Origin of the sequence: Absicoccus sp. (assembly GCF_034090965.1) — a bacterium.
GTDB classification, from domain to species: Bacteria; Bacillota_I; Bacilli_A; order Erysipelotrichales; family Erysipelotrichaceae; genus Absicoccus; species Absicoccus intestinalis.
In genome coordinates this window covers 37,193-64,180 of record NZ_JAXDRQ010000063.1, presented here as the reverse complement: position 1 = coordinate 64,180, position 26,988 = coordinate 37,193, and the positions used below count along the sequence as shown (strand labels likewise).

22 protein-coding genes are annotated in these 26,988 nt (G+C 40.2%); 4 read left to right on the top strand and 18 right to left on the bottom strand.

The genetic code is table 11. The features are described 5' to 3' along the window. Window positions 1–3: 3 nt before the first annotated feature. From SOS22_RS09540 to SOS22_RS09480, 13 genes are all read right to left on the bottom strand, one after another. The gene (locus tag SOS22_RS09540; protein WP_320325829.1) at window positions 4–1,350 is read right to left on the bottom strand and encodes a nucleotide sugar dehydrogenase; all 1,347 of its coding nucleotides are present in this window, start codon (window positions 1,348–1,350) and stop codon (window positions 4–6) included. After that, window positions 1,343–2,365, bottom strand: coding sequence for a hypothetical protein (locus SOS22_RS09535; RefSeq protein ID WP_320325828.1), 1,023 nt, complete (start codon window positions 2,363–2,365; stop codon window positions 1,343–1,345). Before SOS22_RS09535 ends, SOS22_RS09540 begins: the two co-directional genes overlap by 8 nt. 10 nt (window positions 2,366–2,375) lie before the next feature. Continuing rightward, complete coding sequence (locus SOS22_RS09530) at window positions 2,376–4,280, bottom strand: hypothetical protein (protein WP_320597032.1); 1,905 nt, start codon at window positions 4,278–4,280, stop codon at window positions 2,376–2,378. Beyond that, window positions 4,270–6,093: a glycosyltransferase gene (locus SOS22_RS09525; RefSeq protein WP_320597031.1), complete on the bottom strand. Its 1,824-nt coding sequence runs from the start codon at window positions 6,091–6,093 to the stop codon at window positions 4,270–4,272. The genes SOS22_RS09530 and SOS22_RS09525 overlap by 11 nt, the downstream gene beginning before the upstream one ends. A 12-nt stretch (window positions 6,094–6,105) precedes the next feature. Next, the gene (locus SOS22_RS09520; protein ID WP_320597030.1) at window positions 6,106–9,219 is read right to left on the bottom strand and encodes a polysaccharide deacetylase family protein; all 3,114 of its coding nucleotides are present in this window, start codon (window positions 9,217–9,219) and stop codon (window positions 6,106–6,108) included. A 136-nt stretch (window positions 9,220–9,355) separates the two neighbouring features. Further along, entirely contained in the window at window positions 9,356–10,054 is a 699-nt protein-coding gene (pyrF, locus tag SOS22_RS09515) for an orotidine-5'-phosphate decarboxylase (RefSeq protein WP_320326394.1), read from the bottom strand. Next, window positions 10,047–10,958 carry a dihydroorotate dehydrogenase gene (locus SOS22_RS09510; RefSeq protein ID WP_320326395.1) on the bottom strand — a complete coding sequence of 304 codons (912 nt, stop codon included), beginning with the start codon at window positions 10,956–10,958 and terminating at the stop codon, window positions 10,047–10,049. Before SOS22_RS09510 ends, pyrF begins: the two co-directional genes overlap by 8 nt. A 1-nt stretch (window position 10,959) precedes the next feature. Next, a complete protein-coding gene (locus SOS22_RS09505; protein ID WP_320326396.1) occupies window positions 10,960–11,685 on the bottom strand; it encodes a dihydroorotate dehydrogenase electron transfer subunit in 726 nt (241 codons plus the stop codon). A gap of 1 nt (window position 11,686) precedes the next feature. Then, complete coding sequence (carB, locus tag SOS22_RS09500; protein ID WP_320326397.1) at window positions 11,687–14,896, bottom strand: carbamoyl-phosphate synthase large subunit; 3,210 nt, start codon at window positions 14,894–14,896, stop codon at window positions 11,687–11,689. Beyond that, window positions 14,889–15,968: a glutamine-hydrolyzing carbamoyl-phosphate synthase small subunit gene (gene carA, locus SOS22_RS09495; protein ID WP_320326398.1), complete on the bottom strand. Its 1,080-nt coding sequence runs from the start codon at window positions 15,966–15,968 to the stop codon at window positions 14,889–14,891. Before carA ends, carB begins: the two co-directional genes overlap by 8 nt. A 5-nt stretch (window positions 15,969–15,973) precedes the next feature. Further along, complete coding sequence (locus tag SOS22_RS09490; RefSeq protein WP_320326399.1) at window positions 15,974–17,230, bottom strand: dihydroorotase; 1,257 nt, start codon at window positions 17,228–17,230, stop codon at window positions 15,974–15,976. Then, the gene (locus SOS22_RS09485; protein ID WP_320326400.1) at window positions 17,227–18,129 is read right to left on the bottom strand and encodes an aspartate carbamoyltransferase catalytic subunit; all 903 of its coding nucleotides are present in this window, start codon (window positions 18,127–18,129) and stop codon (window positions 17,227–17,229) included. The genes SOS22_RS09490 and SOS22_RS09485 overlap by 4 nt, the downstream gene beginning before the upstream one ends. A gap of 119 nt (window positions 18,130–18,248) precedes the next feature. After that, window positions 18,249–18,536, bottom strand: a complete 288-nt coding sequence (locus SOS22_RS09480; RefSeq protein ID WP_320597029.1) for a hypothetical protein — start codon at window positions 18,534–18,536, stop codon at window positions 18,249–18,251. 73 nt (window positions 18,537–18,609) lie between these two features. Between SOS22_RS09480 and SOS22_RS09475 the strand changes: the two genes are divergently transcribed. Genes SOS22_RS09475 through SOS22_RS09465 form a run of 3 tightly spaced genes read left to right on the top strand, consistent with a single transcriptional unit; the run spans window position 18,610 to window position 21,997 of the window. Further along, window positions 18,610–19,023: a CBS domain-containing protein gene (locus SOS22_RS09475; RefSeq protein WP_320597028.1), complete on the top strand. Its 414-nt coding sequence runs from the start codon at window positions 18,610–18,612 to the stop codon at window positions 19,021–19,023. 51 nt (window positions 19,024–19,074) lie between these two features. Then, window positions 19,075–20,229: a hemolysin family protein gene (locus SOS22_RS09470; protein WP_320326403.1), complete on the top strand. Its 1,155-nt coding sequence runs from the start codon at window positions 19,075–19,077 to the stop codon at window positions 20,227–20,229. A 28-nt stretch (window positions 20,230–20,257) separates the two neighbouring features. Further along, window positions 20,258–21,997, top strand: coding sequence for a DUF885 family protein (locus tag SOS22_RS09465; RefSeq protein ID WP_320597027.1), 1,740 nt, complete (start codon window positions 20,258–20,260; stop codon window positions 21,995–21,997). A 16-nt stretch (window positions 21,998–22,013) separates the two neighbouring features. On the opposite strand, the gene SOS22_RS09460 is transcribed toward SOS22_RS09465, so the two are convergent. From SOS22_RS09460 to SOS22_RS09440, 5 genes are all read right to left on the bottom strand, one after another. Then, a complete protein-coding gene (locus SOS22_RS09460) occupies window positions 22,014–22,943 on the bottom strand; it encodes an alpha/beta fold hydrolase (RefSeq protein WP_320597026.1) in 930 nt (309 codons plus the stop codon). Window positions 22,944–23,044: 101 nt separating this feature from the next. Continuing rightward, a complete protein-coding gene (locus SOS22_RS09455) occupies window positions 23,045–23,530 on the bottom strand; it encodes a class I SAM-dependent methyltransferase (protein WP_320597025.1) in 486 nt (161 codons plus the stop codon). Between the two features lie 29 nt (window positions 23,531–23,559). Further along, complete coding sequence (locus SOS22_RS09450; protein ID WP_320597024.1) at window positions 23,560–24,084, bottom strand: macro domain-containing protein; 525 nt, start codon at window positions 24,082–24,084, stop codon at window positions 23,560–23,562. After that, window positions 24,081–24,983, bottom strand: coding sequence for a DNA recombination protein RmuC (gene rmuC, locus SOS22_RS09445; RefSeq protein WP_320326408.1), 903 nt, complete (start codon window positions 24,981–24,983; stop codon window positions 24,081–24,083). The genes SOS22_RS09450 and rmuC overlap by 4 nt, the downstream gene beginning before the upstream one ends. Then, window positions 24,974–26,293: a CCA tRNA nucleotidyltransferase gene (locus tag SOS22_RS09440; protein WP_320597023.1), complete on the bottom strand. Its 1,320-nt coding sequence runs from the start codon at window positions 26,291–26,293 to the stop codon at window positions 24,974–24,976. The genes rmuC and SOS22_RS09440 overlap by 10 nt, the downstream gene beginning before the upstream one ends. A gap of 50 nt (window positions 26,294–26,343) precedes the next feature. Here SOS22_RS09440 and SOS22_RS09435 point away from each other — a divergent pair, with 50 nt between their 5' ends. Further along, window positions 26,344–26,967, top strand: coding sequence for a hypothetical protein (locus tag SOS22_RS09435; protein WP_320326410.1), 624 nt, complete (start codon window positions 26,344–26,346; stop codon window positions 26,965–26,967). The last annotated feature ends 21 nt before the right edge of the window (window positions 26,968–26,988 follow it).

Here is a 26,988-nt window from a genome sequence, read left to right as displayed (position 1 = left end):
CCATCACAAACGCCAATAATGATACCCAAGCGAACGAATTTTATCTCGATCAAAAATACTTTTGACATCAATCAACACTTTTTTATCATTGCTTAATTCTTTTTTATAAAGCCGATCAATTCCTTTAATGCCCATATCCATAAATTGCGAATGCGCTACCGCAATAATGATGACATCTGCATCATGGATCTGATCCATATCTGTAAGCTGTATATGATATTCTCTTTCTGCCTCTTTGGATGATGCCCATGGATCCACTACCCGTGGATGCACACCATATGCATTCAATTCACAAATAATATCATAGACCTTACTATTCCGAATATCTGGACAATTTTCTTTAAATGTCATCCCAAGAATCACAAAACGGGAAGATATGACTGCCTTTTTCGCCAAAATCGTTTGTTTAATGGTCGAATCCGCAATAAATTTTCCCATATCATCATTGACTTTTCGACCCGAAAGAATGATCTGACTGTGATACCCTAGCCTTTCTGCTTCATAAATAAAATAATACGGATCGACACCAATACAATGTCCCCCAACTAAACCCGGTTTAAAACCAAGCGCATTCCATTTTGTGTTCATACCATCTATGACTTCTTGGGTATCAATATCCATTCGATCAAAGACCATGGCCAATTCATTCATAAACGCAATATTGATATCTCGTTGACTGTTTTCAACAACCTTGATGGCCTCAGCCGTTTTCAGATTCGATACCGGATACGTACCCGCTTGAATGACTAAATCATACACATTCTGGATGATTTCTAAAGCCTCTTTATCGATGGCAGAAACGATTTTTTGAATATTCTCCAACCGATGGATCGAATCTCCTGGATTGATCCGTTCTGGCGAATATCCCACTTTAAAATCTATTCCACATGTTAAGCCAGACGCCTTTTCCAATGCCGGAATACACACATCTTCGGTAACACCTGGATATACCGTGGATTCAAACACAACGATACTGCCCTTCGTTAAATTTCGGCCCACCATTTCACTCGCACGGATCACCGGACTCAAATCGGGGGTATGATCCAAATTGACGGGGGTTGGCACCGCAACAATCAGAAACTTGGCTTCTTGAAGACAATGTTCATTGGCACTAAACGATATCGTTGTATGAGAAATGACATCATCCCCAATTTCTTTGGTTGGATCGATTCCTTTTTGATACATTTTTATTTTTTCTTCATTCAAATCAAAGCCAATGACTTGGATTCCTTTTTGGGCAAACGCCACTGCCATGGGCATACCCACATAGCCCAAGCCCACAAGAGCTAATTTTTCTTGACCCGAAAGTAATTGATCATATACATTCATCTTCATTCCTTCTTCATTCATTACGAAACAATCTCCACAAACTGATATCAACCGTCCTACCGGCTGCTGTATCCAATGTTTTTGCCCAGAAAGCCATCGTTTTTTCATCCGCAAACCAAACCGTATGAGAACCATAAGTGAAAGACAACGCTTGACTGGAAGGATCTCTTTTTGGTTTGGCCTTTTTTTCGATGATCAATGCCTGGATCTGAGACGATGTCATGGCCTCGGCTTTTTTCGAGCCATCAAAATCATAACCACCATTCGCCAGGGCATACGACACATGATCAAGCGAATCAAATTTCATGACCATATCTTTTAGAAAATCTGCATCCGCTTTCGGACCTGGCTTGGTCCCCATGCCATAGAGGTTATAACACATCACGACATATTCAGGTCCAGAAGGCAGATCCATCTGATCCACAGGCGTGGAAGATTCCAATACAATGCGCAAGGCCAAATGATTTTTTGAACATAGAGCCATCAAATCCTTTTCAAAGTTGATAAACTGATTCCATAGATCGATATCATTGCGAATTTTTTCAAAATCAATTTCAATACCCATACATTGATTTTGTATCGCCATATCCACGATTGCCTGCGCATTCTTTTCGGGCTCATTCATGATTTTCTTCAAAAGATCCACACTTTTATTTTCACTATCGGTATCATTCACCACACAAAGATACCTTGGAATGGTTGGTGCATCCTCAATCGAAGCCAAATGCTGGATCAGATCATTTGATTTTTCCGGCAAAGACAATGTTTTGCCATCAGGATAATAGGCACTGAATACACCAATACCATTGATTTTTTTTCGATTTCGATGGATGGTTCGTACATCCCCAGTACAATCCCAATAAACCGACCATACATACAGGTTTCGATTGGATTTTTTTAAGACTTGGATTTGTTTGGATACATCCAGATCATAGTGATGTGTTTGGGTTGTACCTTGTCCACGGCTACATCCACTAAGAAATAGACATACGATGATCAAAAGCTTCAGGATCCCTTTTCTATTCATTCTTTTCATAGATTCCCCATCAAAAATGATCAATAAACCAATTCACGACCTGATCCCACACCACACGGATCGTATGCGCAACGAAAGAGAATCCATGATAGGTATAGTCATAAATCAACATATGATCCGGTGTCTGAATGGAAAGATCCTGAAAAGCCGCATCATACACATCATCCGCAATATTTCTTTGACTTTTCATAAAGCCACCAAAAGCACTTTCTAACGCAATGCCACCCGATCCTTGAACCGCCATCTTACGATCATGGGCTAAGACGATCCCATCGGCTTTCAATGTCAATCGATTGCCTTGTAGCGTCATTTCAATTTTCACATCCCCTGGATCACTGATCTGAATTTCCGGAATGTATTCATCGGCACCATCCGCAACACTTTCCACTTTTTTTCGGGAAGCCCGGAATGCCTTCAAATCATATAAACCGGCAATCGTATTATTTTTCGAAAACTTACCACGCACTTTCAATTCAGCCACATAGGCATCTTGATCATCTTCCGGAATCGAAATGGGATTCTTATCATGCAGTTTGTACATATCTTGTCTAAGCAATACATCTTGCCCATCGGCATTTTTTTGACGAACATAAAGAATATTATTTTCTAAGGAAACAGAAATATACTGATCCAGATTTCCCGCAGTCCGCAAATAAATGGTTTGACGACCAATCTTATTTCCCAATAATCGACAAGATACTTTCACATCCTTGGCTTTGGTGTTCTTCAATGTCATACGTCCAGTGGATTCGGATTCCGAAGTAAGGGCAATGAGATTGCCTTTAAACTCGGCAGCCCCCTTTTTGATACTCCATTTGGAATAGCCTTTTTTATCACCATGCACAAACTGAATATTTTTCTTATCTGCTTTTGGCAAATCATCTTTGATCCGCATCAACAAATGATTGGTGTACCACCAAGGTTGCGGTTCCAAACGCGTCAGATCATAAATCGAAGATTTTTTATTATTTAAGGAATAGCCTTCCCGATTCACATTCATCGTAAATAAACCTTCCAAATTTTCACTGTTCACTTCGGAAACACTCTCATTATTTCCATAACGTCCTGTATTCGAATGCATCAAACAATAGAGCTTCGGCACATAGCCAATCTTCTTTGTGTAAATGCTTTCCATCAAATCATAATCTTTGGTGATCCTTTTGGCCATCTCTTGGGTACTTTCTGTCGGCATAAAATCTTTATCCCGAATATAATCCATCAAATAATGATTGTAGTCGCGATCAATATATTGATTGATTTCCACAAATTCGCGTGATTCCAATTCACCAAGGAAACGATGATAACGATCATAGGTATTGATATACGATAAACGATAGCCATTGGTTCCCAATTCCCAATACCCTTGTCGTTCCAGTTCTTTCAGCTGTTCGGGTGAAACAAATTTGCCATCATCGTTTCCAAACTTTTCGGCATACGTAAGGATCGAAGCCTTATAGTTTAACTTTTCCAATAGTTTTTCGGTAAACAACATCGTATCGGAACGACCATCTTCAAAGAAAAGGAACAAAGCCTTATCTGGCAATGGTTTTCCCTGCCTGTAGTACGCTTCAATATCTTCTTGCGTAACAGTGACATAGCCCAGCTTTTTTAGGGTTGTCAATTCTTCTTCCAGTCGGGAAAGCGCAATCAATGAATCGGTTCCACTTCTGGCCACACCAAAATAAGAAAGCGCAATAAAACCATGATCTTTTCCCGAAACGATCTGGGGATCCGATCGATCATACGGTTCATAGGTTTGATATACGATCAAGCTTCTACAAACCATACATACAGTGAAAATGATCACCAGAAATTCCAAGCACGTTCGTATAACTTTTACTTTATCTTTATGGGTCTTCACAGGATAAAACAGAAACTTCCTTGTCTTATCCTTGGTTTTCCGATTACGTTTCATTTTCTGCCTTCTTCCGCTTCATTTCTTTTTTCGCTCGTTTCTTTTCTTCGGCTTGGACATCACTCGGCGTCATCCTTGTACCCCAAGTGGATTTCCAGAACGTGAACCAAGCAATAGGCATTTGCCACAATAATACAAGTTCGTAATAGAGACAGAACCAAAAGCCAAACAACCATGTGGTGCTCTTGCGTAAAAGCAATTGCGAAAAGGACATCATCATGGCCATCAACAATAAACCAATAAGGAAGGTTGTTGGAAATACATGTTGTGTAAGCGGCACATAAAAGAAATTATAAACAACCACGATTGGTGCCAACATAGGTACGATCAAGCCAATATAAAAATTGATCATCGCAAAAGGTTCTTTCCGCCACATAAACTTACCCGCCATTAAAGATTCTCGAAGCCAAGAGCGTTTCCATCGCATTTGTTGCTTCAAAAAGACTTTATGTTCTTTCGGAACGATCGTGGAACAAACCGCAGTATCTTGATAGGAACATTGATGATGACTCAATACAAAATTGGTCATAGATCGATCATCACCAAACGTGGCTTTATGACCAAGAAAAGTTTGATTGACCCAATTGTCTTTGTATTCCATCACAATGTCACGACGGTAACACGATAAAGGACCACTCAAACATGTAACGGTATCAAAAAGCGCTTCGGCTGCTTTCATGATACGAAAGGCCGTATAATACCGAACGGACTGCATTTTGGTCAATGAATTTGTATACGTATTGGCCACATCACATCTTCCGGCACAACCACCCATCTTCGGTTCACGAAAGGGTTGCACGATATTTCGAACCGCATAGGGATCTAAAAAAGAATCACTATCCACAAACATCACCAAATCCGTATCGGTATTCTCCACTCCACGACTTAGAGCCGCTCGTTTTCCAGCATTTTGTGGTTGAACAAAATAAGATAAACGATCTTCCAATTGATATCGTTTTCCTTCTTTTTCCTTAAGATAATCAATGATTTCTTTGATTTTTTCAACCGATCGATCCGTTGAACAATCATCCACAACGATTACTTTCAGTTTATCGACAGGATAATTTTGATCAATACAAGATAGAATGGTTATCTGGATCCATTCTTCTTCATTGAAACAAGGAATAACGATCGTAACCGATGGCGTATACGTGGGATCAATGGGAACGGGCTTGTAAAACATCCCAAATAAATAACGCGTCAACAAAAAGGTCGCAGCAATGATGGAATAGGCATAAAGCAGGGTATGATAGCGAAAATAAATAAAAGATTCCATGCGCATCAAGACCACGCAAAAACTCACAAACGCCAGACTCAAAGCGGCTCCAAACATCAGATACCGATCCTTTCGTCGTCTGTCATAGGTACCCAGATCTTCCAAAAATTGAAGGCCAATTTGTCGCGTTTCATCCACAGATCGTACAACCGAAGCTGATAACTTATATCTGGATTCGCGTCCTTCCGGCATGACACCGGGCGGAATCTGAAATTTTAATTTGACATGCGATTGTCCTTTGATTGCTTCATACTCTTTTTCATCCTCCAATTGCAGAAGAAGCCCCGTATCAGAGATGTCCATACATAAAGCTTTCAAAACGGTTTTTTCCTGTATGATCGAAACCGAAAAGTTTGTGATATAGCGAATGCCTTTCTTATGTTGACGAATGATCGCATCTAGATCCTTGTTTCCCTGTTCATCCTGTCCACGTCGATCGGATACCTGCCTCTGACCTGTCGGATCGGGTACATGAGATAATAATCTTCGATCTTTTTTGATTTTTAAAAGGACATCCTTTTGGCTCGTTTCTTTCAAACTCATTCCCCCTTATGGCTGATATTGACGCGTGTACGCATCCACTCGCGCAAAACGATATCCCTGGGCTTGCCAACGAGGAATCATCACATCTAACATCTGTGCCGTATATTTCGCATCTTCCGTCATATGCATGACAATGACACTACCATTTCCCACTTGATAATCCTCTTTTGAAGAAGGTGAGCCATTCGTCATATCATGAATATATTTATTTAAATCGGTAATTTCATAATCATTGGTCGTCACATCACCGGAAATCGAATATTGGAAGCCAACATCAAACACCTGATAGAGTCCTTCCTTACTAATTTCCAGTGTCGGTGGACGGAAGTCCAAAGAAAGGGCTTTTTTCCCATCCACACGAACATCGCCTACATATTGATTTAACTTGTTGTAGGAAGTCACTAAATCCTTACGCATCGCTTTTTGTTCTTTTTTGGTGAGTGAAGCATATTGAGAATGATCTTCATTGGCATTCGCAAGCGCTATATGCGAATTCGAATGACAACCAATTTCATGACCATCTTCGGCAATTGCCCGTAAAAGATTTGGGTTTTCATCAACATGCTCCGTCAATACAAAGAAAGTTGCTTTGACATGATATTTCTTTAATACATATAAGATCTTATTGACCGATTCATCGGATCCCCAATCGTCAAAAGTCAAAAATATTACTTTTTCATGGGTTAGCTTTCCGGTTTTATTCATTTGTTGGATTTCTTCATCGGTAAATCCCGGCATCTTTTTTTGATTAATGATGAAATTACTACCCAGATAATGATCCTTCATATACGCAAATTGTTTTTCTGAACTGTCCATTGAAGTCAGCACATTTTTCTTCAAAGTCACAGCCTTTTGTTTCTTCTTGGATACGGTATACACTTGATCCGAATCCAACAAGGCACTCACCGTTTTCAAACGATATCGACTTTCCTCTTCGATTTGATTGGTTTGGGCATTTTCAAACGCAATAGAATCCACAAACTGCCCAATCACGTCCGAAACCACTTCTCCCATCAAGGTTTTCTCACCCACTTTTTTCATGGCATCCGCTTCATAATAACCAAGATTAAAATATTCTAAGCCACCACGTGTAAAACGAACATTCGATAATTGAGCCAACACTTCAGGAATTTGATCCTCTGTGGTCTGTTGGGTATTGTTTTGGATCAAACTTTTTGAGGCACCCACAGCACGCAATCCGGCTGCATGAACAGCTTCCAGCATTTCTTTATTTGTCGGTTCTTTTGAAAGCATCACCAACCTAGGTTGGTAGTTATACCGCCATTCCATGTATGCCAGACAATCATGGATATACGTAGCCATGCCATCGTAAGTATTCGCATACGAGCCATCACTTGGCCACGAAATGCCAATTTCTTGACCTTGATCGATCAAAGTTTCAATCGTATCGGTGTACTCTCGCATTTCATTGAAATTCACAAAGAAGGTACCTACCGCTCCTTTGTGCTTTAAAACATTCGCAACATCTAGATCCACAGCTTCATTGCCAATATTGCCAAACGTCAAAGCCAAGGCTGGCTCGGTCGTGGATACATTCTGCATATAAGTGGCTTTTATGCCCTTATTTTCCTTTTTTTGTTTTTGGATTTGGGTGTTTGTGAATGCAGGAATCGTTCCATTTTGATCAAGAAGTGTTGGTATATCGGAGATCTTATATTCTTTCTGTTGTGCTTTTTCAAGAAGTTGCTCGATCGATTTCAAATCCGATGCATCATATCCATAGAAAGAACCTTTTGAAAGTTTCTTTGGATCTTGCGGAAGAATCGGAATCTGTCCATCCACAAAACAAACTCTACGGATGGCATCGATCGAAGCTTCATCCGAAACCAGATAGGCAAGACTATCGGTATCCAAATCTTGTAGATGTCTCCGTACCTTTTCCATTTCTTGATAGGTCTTGGTTGCATCGGCATAAGCTTTTCCCGCATTTTCTAATGTATATCCATCTTTAAGGATCCGTTTGGCTAATTTTTTATCCACATCATCGCTCACAAAAAAGGAAGCCGACACATCATATTGTTTTAATACCGATCTTACTTTTTCATATTGCGCTTCATTTTTGAGATGGCGAATACATAATCCAACATCTTTCTTGTTGGTCAAAACACTACGATACACTTGCGCCTTTTTTGAACGATCGTCTAAATTTTTTTCAATATAGGTAGAAGCCGGTTGTTTTTGGCAGTCCGATAAAGCAATCGATTGGATATTCTTTTGATGGACCGTTTCCAGCAACCACTTCGTGATATCCGCAATACTTGGTTTTTCTTCTTTGGTTTGCGCATTGTCATCTAAATCGGGTTGTTTATCCAATTCTGGTTTGGCGGAAACAATGGTCGGTTCTTGATGGACCGGATCCTTATTTCCATCTAAATAGATCACCAGAATACGTTTGCCTTGTAATCCATCCACATATTGATCCACATCGGTTTCGGACAAAAAGGTGTCCGCATCAATTAAATCGTTATCATCCGCAAGCACCATCTGATCATAGCCCGCTTGTTTCGAAGCTTTCAAATGCATCAAAGAAGCATCCAATCCCGGACTATACAATATGGAATGGGACCCTTTTGTTTCTTCATCAAAAATTTTTTTTGACTTCGAAAGATCATCACATAAGGCCGTGATATCTTTGGCTTCCTTTTCTTTTCCATTCAAGCCACCACTAATGATTCGATTTCCACTTTGAAGGATTTTCTTGATCATGCCTTGATTTTCACGAACATTGACTGCCGGAATCGCAAAGGTGGCTTGCATGCCATTTTCTTGCAGCAAACGAAGCACTTCTTCGTTAATACTCACATCTTCATTCAATCCAGAAAAAACGATGGAAACATTTGTATCTTGTGCTGTATCGTCACTCGAAATCACACTGGCTGGACTGGCTTTTTGATACGCATCCAAAACTTTTTGTGAATCATCTTTCACATGCACAGAAACCGTTCCATCGACATTGACATCGGTATACTGGCTCATACGATTCAGTTGAATAAAATGATAAATTTGAAAAGAAACAACCGAAACAGCGAGAATGATCACAATGATCAGTACCGTTATGCCTGCCCCTTTCCACTTGTTTGATTTAAATCTCCCTCTCATTTGTTCAATCCTTCCTAAAAAAGATTTTTACTTAAGTCTCCTTTATTATACCTTTTAACTGTTTAAAAAACTATTGCTTTCCCCCTAATCGATGAAAGCCCATAAAAAAATACGATCCGCTAGGATCGTATCCTTATTACTTTTGCATCGTATCTTCGATCAAATGATACGTTTTGACAGGATTCTCACTCTTGGTGATGGATCGACCCACCACGATATAGTCACATCCTTGTTCGCGAGCAAAATCTGGTGTCGCCACACGAGCTTGATCGCCCTTTGCATCTGTAGCTAAACGAATACCTGGCGTAACGGTCAAGAAATCATCGCCACATACTTCATGAATGGCTTTGGCTTCATACACCGAACAAACCACACCATCTAAACCGGCTGCTTTCGCATTTTGGGCATAGCGTTTGACCGTATCGATGACTTCGCCTTCAATGCCAATTTGATCATTCATGATCTCTTGCGAAATAGATGTTAAGATGGTGACCGCAATACACAATGGACGCTTACCATCGATGGCACCTTCTTCCAAACCTTCGATGGCCGCTTTCATCATCGGAATACCACCCGCTGCATGCACATTGACAATATCCACGCCTAAGGCAGCTAAGTTTTTCATTCCTCCCTTTACGGTATTGGGAATATCATGTAACTTTAGATCCAAGAAAATATGATGTCCCATTTCTTTGATGGTCTTAATAATTTCAAGACCACACGCATAGGTCAATTCCATACCGACTTTGACATATACGGGTTCATCAAACTGGGATAAAAAATCAACAACTTCTTGTTTACTGGAAAAATCCAACGCAACAATGGTTTTACTCATCTAAACTCCTTCCAATGGCTTGTGTGATTGAATCATAGCCATACTTTTCTAACACCTTTGGTAGATCTTCAATGATTTTCGGGCAACAATACGGATCCACAAAATTTTGTGCACCAACTTCGACCGCACTAGCTCCCGCATTCAAAAATTCTAAGACATCTTCCGCACACGTAATACCACCCACACCAATGATGGGAATCTGCACGGCAGAAGCGACTTGATAGACCATACGAATCGCTACAGGCTTAATGGCAGGTCCAGAAAGACCACCCGTCTTATTCGCTAACAGTGGTTTACCTGTTTTCAAATCAATGCGCATACCCATTAACGTATTGATCAAGACCAATCCATCGGCACCCGCTTGCTCCACTGCCTTGGCAATGGCCACGATATCTGTCACATTGGGTGATAATTTCACATAGACAGGTTTTTGGGCTACGGCCTTGACCATCTGCGTTACATGCGCAGCCAATTCCGGCTGGGTACCCAAACCCATACCACCATGTTTGACATTGGGACAAGAAATGTTTAATTCATACGCTTTCACAACGTCTTGGTCATTCAATGCCTGCACCACTTCGACATAATCTTCTTCGGTAGCACCGGCTACGTTGGCAATGATCTCGGTATCGTATGGAGCTAAAAAGGGTAATTCATTATCGATAATGGATTGAACGCCTTTATTTTGGAGACCAATCGCATTCAACATGCCCATAGGCGTTTCGGCAATGCGTGGGGTTGGATTCCCAAATCGTTCTTTGGGCGTAGCTGATTTGATGGCAATGCCCCCCAACAAGCTTAAATCATACAATTCGGCAAATTCTTTCCCAAACCCGAAACAACCCGAAGCAGGAATGATGGGATTTTTTAAATGCAAGCCAGGTAATTCTACAGAAATATCCATCTTATAAAACCACCTTTCCTAACGGGAACACCGGGCCATCCTTACAAACCCGTAAGGCATGGCCTTCTTGATCTTTTACGACACATCCCATACAAGCTCCCATACCACAGGCCATCCGTGCTTCTAGGGATAGATAGCCTTGATCATACGTATTTTGTAGTGCCTTCAACATGGGTAAGGGACCACAAGCTTCTAAGAAATCCACATCAATCGAATGGGCTTGAATGGCATCGATGACCGTGCCTTTGGTTCCGAGTGAACCATCCATGGTCGCAACGGATACCGAACAACCTAACGTTTGAAATTCATTGATATAGAAAGCTTGTTCCTCGGTATTAAAGCCTAAGACCACATCGACCTTTGTTCCTTGTTTGCGATATTGTTTGGCCGTTTCATACAATGGAGGAACACCAACACCTCCCCCAATCAAAACCACATGGTCTTTTTGTTCGATGGGAAACCCCGTTCCTAATGGACCAAAGATATTGATGGTTTGATCCTGCATTTCGGACAATTTCTTCGTTCCTTGACCCACTACTTTATAAATTAGAACAATGCCATCATCTGTTTTTTCACAAATTGAAATGGGACGACGCAAAAAGAATTCAGGTACTTGGACTTGCACAAATTGTCCAGGTTGTACTTCACTACTATCACAAATCAACTCCATACGGAAAGTATCCGTACAGAGTTTTTGATTGGAGCGAATGCGTGCTTCTTGAATCATCTTAGTTCTCCATTTCATTCATGCTGATCAAAGAGAAAGAGCGCGACTCAAGTACCCCCAATAGGGCATAGGCCGTATCCAGACTTGTCATACACGAAATATTATTTTCAGCCGAAACACGACGAATCAAGAACCCATCACTTGAACTGGAACGTTCTTTGGTCGAAATCGTATTAATCACAAAGTTGACATGTCCTTTACTGATGACATCCAATACATTTTCTGTATCGGAGTCTTCACTGACTTTCGCAACGACATGAACAAATAAGCCATGATCCGATAAGAACTTCGCAGTTCCAGCCGTCGCATATAAGCCATAACCAATATTGGAGAAACGTTTCGCTACATCCAAGGCAGCATCTTTATCTTCATCCGCAATCGTCAATAATACCGAACCATGGCTTGGAACTTTGACACCACTGGCAATCAACGCTTTATACAATGCTTTTTCTAAATTCACATCGCCACCCAAAGCTTCACCCGTTGATTTCATTTCTGGTCCTAAAACCGTATCGACACTCCGTAATTTCGCAAATGAGAATACCGGTGCTTTGACAAATACACGGTTCTTATCTTCTGGTTTATAGCCTGGTGTATAGCCTTGATCAACGATGGATTGACCCAAAACAGCACGTGTTGCCATATTGGCCATTGGTACACCGGTGATCTTGCTTAAGAAAGGTACCGTACGACTGGATCGTGGATTGACTTCCAATACATAGACTTTATTACTTTTATCGACAATAAATTGGATATTGTATAAACCGACAAAATGGAAACCTTTGCCAATTCGGGTACCATAATCAATGATCGTGTCTTTGACTTGTTGATTCACAATTTGGGTTGGATAGACAGAAATACTATCTCCACTATGAATACCGGCACGTTCAATGTGTTCCATGACTCCAGGAATATACACATTTTCACCATCGGCAATCGCATCGATTTCCAATTCTTTTCCTAAGACATATTTGTCCACTAGAATAGGTGCATCATGACTGATTTCCTTCACGGCAGTCGCCATATATACACGTAATTCATCATCATCATGAACAATTTCCATAGCTCGTCCACCTAAGACATAACTTGGACGAACCAAGACAGGATAACCAATTTTATTGGCGATGACCAAGGCTTCCTCAACCGTGGTAGCGGTTTGTCCTTCTGGTTGTGGAATGTCTAGTTTTTCCAACATTTCTTCAAATTCATGACGATCTTCGGCACGATTGATATTTTCTAAAGACGTACCTAAGATCTTTACGCCATGCTGCGCTAAACTATCGGCAATATTGATGGCGGTTTGACCACCAAATTGAACGATGACGCCCAATGGTTGTTCCACTTCAATGACATGCATGACATCTTCTGTGGTCAATGGTTCAAAATACAATTTATCACTGATACTGAAATCGGTCGAAACTGTTTCGGGGTTATTATTGATGACGATGGCTTCATAGCCACATTCACGCAAGGTTTCTACACAGTGTACTGTCGCATAATCAAATTCCACTCCTTGGCCAATTCGAATCGGACCTGAACCTAAAACAATGATCTTTTTATTGTCGCTGCGAATGGATTCATTTTCTTGTTCATATGTGGAATAGAAATATGGTGTTTCACTGGTAAATTCACCAGCACAAGTATCGACCATTTTATAAACCGGCATGATGTTGTTTTCTTTACGCAAGTTATAGACTTCCATCTCCGACATATTCCAGTTACGAGCAATATAGGAATCACTGAAACCATTTTGTTTCAAAGTACGCAATGTATTTACATCTTTGACATGTTTGGCCATTTGTTTCTCTAATTTTAGGATTCGTTGCAGATGAGCCAAGTAGAATAAGTCAATATTCGTAACATGCATGACCGTTTCCATGTCATAGCCTTTGCGCAACCATTCCATGACCGCAAAGATGCGTTCATCATCACGGGCTTTGATCTTATTGAACAATTCTTCTTTGTCCATTTCTTTCAATTCGGCTTTTTCCAAATGATCCACTTTCATTTCCAGAGAACGAACGGCTTTTAAGAAGCTTTCTTCAAAGGTACGACCAATGGCCATGACTTCCCCAGTGGCTTTCATTTGTGTACCCAATTGGCGATCCGCATTTGGGAATTTATCAAATGGCAAACGTGGGAATTTGGTCACAATATAGTCCAAAGCCGGTTCAAAACAAGCATAGCTGGTCTTGGTGATGGGGTTGATGATCTCATCCAAGCCTAAGCCAACAGCCAATTTTGCACTGATCTTCGCAATTGGATATCCCGTGGCTTTGGAAGCCAAAGCCGAACTTCTTGATACACGTGGATTGACTTCAATGACATAATATTTAAAGCTGTGTGGATCCAGTGCCAATTGCACATTGCATCCACCACAAATTCCTAATGCCCGAATGATCCGTAAAGAAGTATTTCGTAACATTTGGTTTTCTCGATCAGTCAAGGTCTGAACCGGTGCCACGACAATGGAGTCTCCGGTATGGATACCCACTGGATCGACGTTTTCCATATTACATACAACGATGGCATTGTCTTTGACATCGCGCATGACTTCATATTCGATTTCTTTATAACCGGCAATACTTTGTTCGATCAAGCATTGTGTGACCGGACTCATTTTCAATCCGGCATCCGTGATATGGCGAAGTTCTTCTTCATCGTGGGCAAATCCGCCACCGGTACCGCCTAACGTATAGGCCGGACGAACGACCAAAGGATAGCCTTCGGTATTCGCAAATTCAACGGCTTCTTCAATGGTATGAACGATTCGTGATTCAGGAACGGGTTCACCCAATTCGTTCATCAAAGCACGGAACAACTCACGATCTTCGGCATGGTTGATGGCTTCTAGATGCGTACCTAAAATTTCCACACCAAATTCATCCAGGATCCCGTCTTCATGCAGTTCAACGACCAAGTTCAATCCGGTTTGACCACCTAGGGTTCCTAAGATCGCGTCGGGCCTTTCCTTATAAATAACACGTTTCGCAAAATCAACGGTCAATGGTTCAATATAGACACGATCGGCAATGGTCGTATCGGTCATGATCGTGGCTGGATTGGAGTTGATCAAGATCACTTCATATCCTTCTTCTCGCAAAGACTGACATGCTTGCGAACCGGAATAATCGAATTCAGCGGCCTGACCAATGATGATAGGGCCTGAACCAATCACCAAAATTTTATGAATATCCGTACGTTTAGGCATGGGCTTCCTCCTTATCCATCATGGCAATGAACTCATCAAATAAATAGTTGCTATCTTGTGGACCGGCACTGGCTTCTGGATGATATTGGACCGAGAAAATTGGATATTTGGTATGTCGCACCCCTTCACAGGACTTATCATTCAAAGCTTGATGGGTCATCACAAGATCGGTATTTTTCAGACTATCGATATCGACCGCAAATCCATGGTTCTGGCTCGTGATCTCAACAGCTCCTGTTGCCAGATTGACAACGGGATGATTGGCGCCTCGATGGCCAAATTTTAATTTATAGGTCTTTGCGCCACACGCCAAACTAATCAATTGATGACCCAAACAAATACCGAAAATACATGTTTTGCCAATCAATTGTTTGATCGTTTCGATCGCAATCGTTACATCTTGTGGATCCCCAGGTCCATTGGACAACATGACACCATCGGGATGATAACCTAAAATCGTTTGCGCAGGTGTGTCGTATGGTACCACGATCAAGTCGCAGCCGCGCTTGCTTAATTCACGAACAATGCCTAATTTGGCACCAAAATCCATCAAAACAACTTTCTTGCCTCGATTGGGAATAGGGAATACCTTTGTGGTGGACACGCGTTTGACTTGATCATGTAGATAATCGGCATTTTTCAAGTCTTGTACCATCGCTTCCACATCAACATCTGGATCAGCAAGAATGGCTTTCATGGTTCCATATTCGCGCAATTTCAATGTGATGGCTCGGGTATCAATGCCATAGATACCGGGAATATCGGTCCGCTTCAAGTAGTCATCTAACGTTTCTTGGCTGCGCCAATTACTTGGTACTTCACAATAATCGCGAATCACAAAGCCAAAGGTTGCAGGAATCATCGATTCACTATCATCCCCATTAAAGCCATAATTTCCAATCAATGGATAGGTCATCATGACAATTTGTCCGCAATAGGAGTTATCCGTAATAATTTCTTGATAGCCAGTCATTGAGGTATTAAAGACCAGTTCCCCCATACGGAAGTGGTCCGATCCAAAAGCGATACCGTGATATACACTGCCATCTTCTAAAATCAATAGTCTTTCCATAGATTTTATCCTTTCCATACTGTCTGGCCACCAACAATGGTCTGACAGATCTTTCCTTGTACTTGCCATCCATCAAATGGCGTATTTTTTCCTTTTGACACAAAGGAAGAAGCATCGATCGTATAGGTCGCATCCAGATCTACAAAGACAAAATCGGGATACTTGCCTACTTTGATTTCACCGGCCGGAATACCAAAGCGTTGCGCTGGTTTGGTTGCCATCCAATCGACCAATTGCGCCAATGTCCATCGTTTTTCGTTTACAACAAATTCGCTATACAACAATGGAAAACTGGTTTCCAATGAAACGATGCCAAAAGGTGCCTTTTCCATCGATTGATCTTTTTCGGCAAGCGTATGGGGCGCATGATCATTCGCAATAAAATCCAATGTGCCCTTTTCCAATCCTTCGATCAATGCCATGCGATCGGCATGCGTGCGAAGTGGCGGATTCATTTTCCACATCGGTCCTTGCACATCTTTATCTTCCAACAATAAATGATGGGCTGTGACTTCCGCACTGATATCTCCACCTGCCGCCTTTGCTTCTTGTAGATATTGTACACTTTCTATACAAGAAATGTGACAAGCATGATAACGATTGCCAATGGAAACCGCAAGATCAAGATCTCGTTTTAGTGGTTCTGCTTCACAAGCACTCGGAATCCCAATATAGCCTCGCTTGCGATTGATGGCACTATCGTGTACGCAAGCCCCTGGTTTTCGATAGGCCATATCTTCGGTATGCATCGCAATGAGCACATCTTCTTTTTTAGCCGTTTCCATGGCTTCTTTCATCACCGCATCATCATCAATGCCTACACCATCATCACTAAACCAATGGGTATAGGTTTTTAGTGCATGCATGGGCACTACTGCTTTACCTGCTTCTTTAGTGGTGATCGTCGCATAAGGAAAGGTACGAACCACCGCTTCTTTTTGGATCAGAGCCAGATAATCTTGCATCGTTGGCACATCATCCGGAAAGGGAATGACATTGGGCATCGCAAAAATCGAGGTAAATCCGCCATGAGCAGCGGCCATCGTTCCGGTATGGATGGTTTCTTTTTGTTCTCTTCCCGGTTGTCGAAGATGAACATGCACATCGACCAATCCGGGCAAGACCGTCAAGCCATGGGCATCAATGATCTCATCCGCTTCGAGATTTTTACCAATCGCAAGAATTTGTTTTTCATCGAATTGTATATCTACTTTTTGTAGTCCCTTTTCAGTTAGGACATTTCCATTTTTTATAACTTTCATACCGTCTCCTTAAATGGTGCATATCCAAATGCTCGTTTCATGATGGCCTTTCGAACCAACATTCCATTATGCATCTGTAGAAAGATCCGACTTTTTTCTGCCTCAACCAAATCGGTATCGATTTCAATGCCGCGATTGACTGGAGCCGGATGACAAACAATGGCATGTTTTTGCATACGGCCATAGCGTGCTTTGGTGAGTCCATATTGATTTAAATATTCTTCATTGGACATGCTGGCCAAAGAGGCCCCTCTTTCTTTTTGAATGCGTAACATCATCACGACATCGGCCCATTCAACGGCTTGATCAAAGTCCATGGTTGGATAACCTGGACGTTCCCATTCCTTGGGTCCGGCAAAGACAACGGTAGAGCCTAAACGTTCTAATGCTTCTTTATCGGATGAAGCAACGCGTGAATGGCTGATATCCCCACAAATGGCAACTTTTAATCCGCTCAATGTGCCAAATTCATTATAGAAAGTTAACAGATCTAATAGACATTGGCTAGGATGATTGCCTTTTCCATCACCAGCATTGACAATGGGAATATGTAGTCCTTCTAATTCTTTAAAGTATTCATCTTTGGGATGACGAATCACGACACATTGATAACCAATCATTTCAAATGTTTTTACGGTATCATATAAGCTTTCCCCTTTTTGTACGCTGGATGCTTTGGCATCAAAATCAGCGACTTTACATCCCAGTTGAAGCTGGGCACTTTCAAAGGAGAAATGGGTTCGTGTCGAATTCTCAAAAAAAAGATTAGCAACCAATGCGTTATGCATTGGCAATTGCCAATCTTTCATAGAATTATCAAAAAGTTTAGCATCATGAAGAATACTAAAAATATCATCATTGGATAAGTCACTCATCGATAGCAATGAATATTGATTCATAGAATCAAACCTCCTATCTTTTTAAAAAAAAGGATTCAAAAACAATCCTACATCAACTATATCGCTATATCGGATATATTCTACCATAATGTGTTTCATTTTCAAATTCCTTTTTTGGGTTAATGAATGTTCCTTGCTTGCATCTCTTCTTCACAAATTTTTTGCCAATCTTCGTCCGGAAATGCTCTATATAATTGACGAGATACATAATAAGGAATAAAGATGCCTTTATTGTTCATTAGGTTATCAATATAAAACTCAGAGAGTCTGGATCTTGCCGATAATTGACGATATCCCCAATTTTTTTGATTCAATTTGGATTGAAGAATTTCTGATAATCTTGTCAATTGGATCACCCCTTTTTCGATAATGGTCCTTACTATAGTACAAATTTGTTGATAAATCAAATAAATATTTTCACATAATTCATTGACTTTCCTGGAATAAAAATTTGTTAGGATGAAACAAGAGGTAAGAAGTATGTTAGATAATGTTTTTTTCTTTTTAAGACATAAAGAAGATGTGCTCTATTTATATAATGATATGAGTGTTTCAGAGGCACTGGAAATTCTGGAACGTTATCACTTTACCGCCCTTCCTGTCATTAATAAGGAGGGCAATTATGTGGGTACATTAAGTGAGGGAGATTTTCTTTATTATTGTTTAAATCACGAGGATCGGAGCATTCCCATCAAAAAATTAATTCGGAAGAATTTCAATCCGGCTTGCACGATTACAACACCGGTAGCGGAATTGTTTAAACGATCCTTAGACCAGAATTTTGTTCCCATCGTGGACGATCGAAATATTTTTATTGGGATCGTCACCAGAAAACGAATCTTAACGTTCTTGATGAAACAGCTACAAGACCACAAATCCAATCCGTCCATTTGAATTCCTATGTAAAATTCGTTATCATAGCTAAAAAGGAGTGAGAACCATTCTATGGACGATTTCCCGAGTCGACCCTATTGTATAGGAATTATTATTTTATGCATGGTCCTTGCGATCTTGGCATCTATTGCCCAATCGAGCATCGATGAAGATGAGGTTCGCAAGACCAATCAGACCTTGGCCACAACGCGTTGGCTACATATTTTTTGTGGTTTCTGGTTTGTACAATGTGGCATCCAGTTTTTTGATCAATACCAATGGTTGATTGCCATCGTATTGATCTATGTTTTTACATTGATTTGTATTCAATTGCCAAAACGATGGATCCACCAACATCCCGCCAAATGGCCAATCCATATCTATCAGATGTTTGAAGGTATCTTTTATCTATTTAGCTTACCCACCCAAATCACGACCTTCTTTGAGGAGGAGGATATCTCCGAAGAAGAAATCCGTGAAATGATCAAAGATGGATCCGAATCCGGTCATATTGACCAAGCCCAAACTGCGATGATCGAAAACATTTTTGAGATGGATGATGTCGCTGTTGAAGAGATCTGTACCCATCGTAGTGAAGTCATCACCCTGAATTTGGATCAGGACATAGAAGTATGGCATCAAATCATTCATGATCACCGTCATACTTTTTATCCAGTATATAAAGATGATGAAGATAATGTCATTGGTCTATTGGATACTCGTGATTATTTTCGCATGCGTTCAAATGCTTCCAAAGAAGAGATCCTGAAAGCAGCGGTCGATGAGCCTTTCTTTGTGGCGGAAAGCACCAAGATCGATCATTTATTCAAAGAAATGACCGCGCGAAAGAACTATTTTGCGATCGTATTGGATGAATATGGGGGACTGACCGGTATTTGTACGCTTCATGATATCATGGAGAGCTTGGTTGGCGAAATTTACGAAGAAGATGAAATAGACACCAAAGATATTCAGCGATTGGATCAATATCAATGGCGTATCCATGGTCGGGCTGAACTTGAAGATGTAGAAGAAGCCCTTCATATCGATCTGCACGATGAAGAAGATGAAACGTTTAATGGATATATCTTATCGCAATATGGTCATATTCCTGAAGATGGCTCGCATTTTGAAGTGGATACGGACCAAATGCGAATCATTGTTCGTGAAGTCAAAAATCATCGAATTGGTCAAACCATCGTTGAATTAAGGGAAACGGCATCTTAATCGTCCTTTTATGCAAGGAGCAAGCAATATGAAAAAAATCCTATCTATTCTTTGTGCAACCGCCATGTGTGCGACTTCCATCGTACCGGTCTATGCCAAAAGTGCCAGCTCACCGAATGCCGCTTTTGATACCTTCCTGCAAGAAGATTTTAAAGAAACGATGGAAGATGACTATACAACGATGCATAGTTATCTATCCAATCCTGAACAATATGGCATCCAGGCATCCGATGTAAAGGTTACCTTAGGTTCGATCAGTTACACCAAAGAAGATAAAAAAGAATTAAATGCGACCATCAAAAAATTAAAGAAATTCAAACGAAGTTCGTTAAATCAAACGCAACAAGAAATTTATGATGAATATGTCGCTTCCAATACCTTAGCGAAAAAGCAGATGCAAGCAAAATATCGGTATTTACCTAATATTTGGTCCAGTTCCAATGGAATTCAAAGTGTTCTTGCCAATTACTTTGCGAATTTTGATATGTATAGTGAAGACGATGTCAAAGCTTTCATCAAATTGTTGAAGGATACCGATCGTTATACCGATGATGCGATTGCGTTTTCAAAAAAACAAGCGCAACAAGGTACTTTGTGTTTTGACTATAACGATGTGATGGAAACCATCAATACGACAATCAAAAATAAAGATCAAAATGAAATTTATAATAATGCATCTCAAGAAATCGATGCGTTACAATTAAGTGAGACGAAAACCAATAAATATAAGGAACAAGTACAAAAGGCTTTAGATACGGATTATTTTCCAGCGTATCAAACCATGAAAACGGAGCTCAAGAAATTGAAATCCAAAAACAATAAGGCTACCCCGATCACAAAACAAAAAAATGGCTTGGCTTACTATAAATTACTGGTGGAACAAAATGCAGGAACCACAAAAAGTCCCAATGCGATCTTATATGATCTAGCCAATGGTTGCGATGATATGATCACACAAATGCAGTCATATGATTCTTCAAGTACAGAAGCCAAAACAAATTTTTCATCCGCCAATGAGATCATGGAATTTTTAAAGACGAAATATACCCAGGATTATCCAGAAATTCAGATGCCGAATTATGAAATTCAAGATCTACCGGAAGAACAAACCAGTGATAATGTGGTGGCTTATTATGTAGAACCACCCTTTGATAGTAATGATACCAATCGAATTCGTTTCAATGCGGTAAACTATGGTGGCGATGTTACTTCATTGGATACGTATATGACCTTTGCCCATGAAGGCATTCCCGGTCATATGTATCAAGCCAACTACAACCATCAACACTTGACCTATCCCATTCAACATTGTTTTTCGGAAATTGCCTTTACTGAAGGCTTTGCGATGTTGGCAGAAGAACAAGCGCTTGGCTATTTAGATGATCAGTTAGTCAGCAGTGATGCCAAAGACATGCAGATCATCAATGATAAATTTTCTTATTATTTACCAGCTACTCTTGACTTGATGATCCATCTTCGTAAATTATCCAAATCAGAATTCGTCAATCAAATGAAAGATATGTATGACGAAGATACATTAAAAGATATGTATGATAGCTTCTGTTATGAGCCTTGTATGTATTTACCATATGCCTATGGATGGTATCAATTGGATAGTCTAAGAGACAAAGTAAAAAAAGCATTGGGTGATTCCTATGATAATATAGAATTTATTGATACGTTATTAAAATATGGCGTGATCAATTTTGATATCATTCGTAAGAATGTCAATACCTATATTGCTCAAAAAACAGGCACCGAATCCTAAGATTCGATGCCCTTTTTTATCGATGTGCATCCATAAAGGCGATAATTCCTGCAACAACTTCTTCTTGAATATCCTTATAGTTATGGATCTCATGACGATAACCTGGATATAATTTGGTCGTAACATCATGGCCTGTATCGATCAGCCAATTGGATACTTGATAAACGCCGCTACCATACTGACCAACGGGATCTTGATCACCGGCAATATTATAAATAGGTAAGCTTGTTGGCACTTTCTTTGCCCAATCCACACTGGAAATGTAATCCATCATTTGGGCAAAATATAAGAAAGCTCGATTGGTGGTTGGTTTGGTGAACGCATCAAATGGATCATTGGCATGATCATATTGTACATTTGGATCGGAACAAATCCATTCATTGCCTAATTTCACACCTTCTTTACAACGGCCAAACATCCAACCCATTAAGGCATTGGCTGCTTCTGGATCGGATTCATTGCCTTTATGTTCGGCCACATCTTGTTCCAATATCTGCATCCCTTTTTTAAGATCCGGCCAGACACCGGTCGTTCCACAAATGGTTGCTCCGGCTAAATCATCACCATATTTTGACATGTAGTCACGAACTATGAAAGATCCCATGCTATGTCCAAACAGGAAATACGGAAGATCTGGGAATTTTTCAACGACAAGATCATGTAGACTGTGTTCATCTTCCATCATGGTGTGGAATCCTTTGTCACCCCAATCACCCCAACTATTATGATTGACAATAGCAGTCTTACCATGTCCTACATGATCATCGGCAGCAACAATATAGTCTGCATCCAAATATTGCACGATCATCTTCAAATAACGACGGGAATGTTCCCCAAAGCCATGAACCAATTGCACAATGCCTTTGGGCTTGGCAGCAGGCACATAGATCCAACCTTGTACTTGATCACGCTGATTATAAGACAAAAATTGTACTTCATACAACATACACACATGCACCTCCTCGTATGATATGAATATACTTGACGTGCATATTATACCGCTTACATTTTAAAATCAAATGTACATTTTATTTTGTTTGTCCAACGTTACTTTTTTTCGATCTCGATTAAATAGGGCGCATCATGATTCATCATTTGAACTTTACATACATCGCAACTCGTCAATGTGGATACATAATTTTCAATGGCTTTCTGTTCTTGATTGGCTTGTTTATGCGCATAAAAAACCAAGGCCATTCGTCCTTTTTCACGCAACAATTGGATTCCTTTTTGTACGGCTTCTAGGCTTGTATCCGGTAAAGTCGTAATTTCTGGATTGCCATGGGGACAATAGCCAAAATTAAAAAGGATGGCATCCACTGGTTCATGGATGATATCCATATGTTCATGTCCTTTGTGGTATACAAACAATCGCGGATTCGAAATTGCTTTTTCTGTCTTTTCAATCACATCTTCTTGAATCTCAAACGCATAGACTTTTTTTACCTTTTGCGCTAAAAAATATTGTGCATCTTTGCCATTGCCTAAGGTCGCATCAATACAAATGGCTTGTGGGTGCAAAACTTTTTTCAAAAAGTCATGTGATCTTTCCACCATGGATCTCATCGTAGGTGCAATGCTTCCTTATAGAGCATATAGTTTTCTTCGTCATAGCACACAAAGGTCACATCAATATGTCGTGTGGCCTTGTATTGCGTATACATCCGCTGCACTGTTCGTGTTGCAATCTGACAAGCTTCTTTTTTGGGATAGCCATAAATCCCCGTTGAAATACAAGGAAAAGCCAAGGTTAAATGATCCATGTGATTTTTTGTCATGAAATCATAGGCCAGCACCATGCTGTTCCAATATGCAGCTTCTAAATATTCTTTGTCTTTAGGTGATCCAGAATAGATCGGTCCTACCGCATGGATCACTGCTTTACAAGGCAGTTCGTACGCATGGGTCATTTTGGCTTGTCCTGTACGACACCCACCTAATTTCCAACATTCGGCAGCTAACGCTTTTCCAGCCGCTTGATGGATAGCTCCGCAAACACCACCACCCGGTGCCAATTGTTCATTGGCGGCATTGACGATCACATCAAAATCCAAACGGGTAATATCTCCTTTTAATACATGCATCATAGTTCATCATTCTTTCCATTTGCCATACGTTCCATACGTTGGCCTACTTTATGAGCAGAAATGGATACATCATGAAATTGTTTTTGTAGCGTATCCAATGTTTTTTCCGCCTTTTCACTTCTTAAACATAGTCGATTGATGTCTTCCTGTAAAGAAAGAATCGCAGATTCCATTTCTTCCATGTGACTTGCACGGTAAAAATCACGCGTACTGGCTAATAATGTATAGATTACCCCAATCAATGTCGTGGGGGATGTCAATAAAACATGCCTTTGTAGGGCATAGTTTAATACATCAACTTGTTTGGCACAGATAAATTGATAGATGGCTTCACTAGGCAAAAATAAGATGGCCTGATCCACGGTTTCATACGTAATATATTTATCGGCAATATCATCGATATGTTTCTTCATATCTCGCATAAATAAATGATCTTGTTTCGATATATAGTTTTCCATAGGAAACTTTGAATCGATACATAATACCTTTTGCGTATCTGGAAGATGTAAGATGGCATCAGCAATTTTCCCATTTTTTAGATGATACTGCATCGTATAGATTTCGGGATTGGATCCGGCATACATTTCCAACAAAGCATCCAGCTGATATTCACCCCAATTGCCTCGCGCCTTGGTGTTGGTCATGATCCGATTGATGCTATCTAATCGGGCATCCATCGCATCCATCGTTTGAAAAGATACACTTTGTTCACTACGTAAATTTTGAATTTGTTGGAGAATATGGTCAAATTGATGCGAAATATCTTGTGTATGGGTTGCACTTTCCTGACTTTTCATCATCATTTGAAGACTGTTGGTTTGTTGGTTCTTTAATTGCAAGATCAATACGATCAAAGCACACAAAACCAAGATCAATAAAAGTAAGATTCCTATTTCCATGCTGGCCTCGATTCTATATACAATAATAAATCTTCTTTGTGATTCTTTTCGGGATGGTCAAACGCATATTCCAAACAAGCTTGTAACGCATCCGCAATTTGTTTACCTGAAAGTGGCGTATTTTCCAAAATGTCTTTGCCATGGATGGCAAGATGTGCCAGATCCATTGGTCGATTGCAGGTTTCGTAGCCTATTTCCAAGGCTTCTAATTGTTTGATCGTTTGTTGTCCATAGGCCGAATGAGCCATGATATCACAATGCTTCACAATGAACAATTGTCGGATCCAGGCATCGCTCCAATGTTTTTGTATTCGAAATTTACGAATGAAAGCCAATGGATCTTTCATCTTTTCATCATGATAATAAACCAAGGCAGGAATGATTTTTTGTTGGGCATTGGTCATCTTCAGATCTTTACATATACGACAGGCAATTTCTGCACTGATGGCTGGATGGCCTTTAAAATGATCAATTCCATTTTTATTGGTATGACAAGCTGGTTTTCCTAGATCATGAAACAACAAGGTCCATGCCAATGTTTCATCAAATGGATCCAATAGCTTGATTGCTCTTAAAATATGGTGCAGAACATTTGTATCGTGATAAGGGGTTTGTTGGAGACATGTTCTGCACGATTGTAATTCTGGCATCCAATGTGACAATAATAATGTCATATTCTCAATTTCATAGGGATTGGCAGCTAAAATTTCTAAAATTTCATGGCGAACTCGTTCCACCGATACATATTGAATATCCTTGTGCAATTGTTGGATGGCTTTTTTGGTTTGTGTTTCGATTTGAAAATGAAATCGTGCGGCAAATCGATGGGCACGCAACATTCGCAAAGCATCTTCATGAAAACGTTCATATGGATTACCAACCGCTCGAATGATGTGTTTTTCTAAATCGGTCTGTCCTCCAAATGGATCGACCAAACCAAGGATAGGATCATAAGCCATGGCATTGATCGTAAAATCACGACGGGCCAGATCCTCAATCAAATCATTCACAAATGCTACATGATCCGGATGTCGATGATCGGAATACATCGATTCTTGTCGAAATGTCGTCACTTCAACAGGACATTCGCTCATGACCGTAATGGTTCCATGATCGATACCTGTAGGGATGGTTCGTTCAAATAGTGCCTGCACTTGTTCGGGTTTGGCATTGGTCGTCACATCATAATCATGGGGTACTTTATTTAATAAGGAATCTCGTACACAACCACCCACAATATAGGCTTGAAACCCAGCTTGATGGAATGTATCTAGAATTGTTTTTACATAATTTGGACAAAGTATTTTCATTGGCTCCATTATATCATATAGCGTATAATACCCTTTAGCGAGGTTGAAATATGATTACAGAAAAATATACGAAAAAACGAAAATTCTTATGGATAGGGAGCATCCTCTTAGAAATCATCTGGTTGATGCAGTATATATTCTTTTTGGCTCATGGTACCTATCCTTGGTTCGTACACTTTAATTTTATTGTGATTGCAGGTGTATTGGGGGCTATCATCTATTATCTCTATATTCCTGAAAGTTTAAAAGTTGTCAAAGATAAGCTTTCTTATAAAGAATTAGAAGCCATTCTAAAATCGGAAACCTTTCATAAATTGTCTTTTTCACTGATCAAAAGAGCCTACTTGCCTTCCGATATTTGTATATCGAAGCATTGGGTCTATATGGGAAAGGTCTACATTCCCAGAAAAATGATCACGCGATTGAGTGGTCAAGAATCTCGGCACTATACCATTTTTTATGTTCAGACCATCAATGGAAAAGAAATTCGGATTGGTGATGTAGAAACCGAAGAAGCCAAGCGTTTCTTGAAGTCCTTAAAACGGCAGATTCCTGAGATCAAGACCACATCGACGGAGTTGTATGAAAACTTTGGTAAGGTTTTGATTGATGAAAATTATAAAAAGCTTTCATTAGCACAATGGAAGGAAGACTATGCAGGCCTACATGGGTAGGCCTGTTTTTAGCACTTTTAA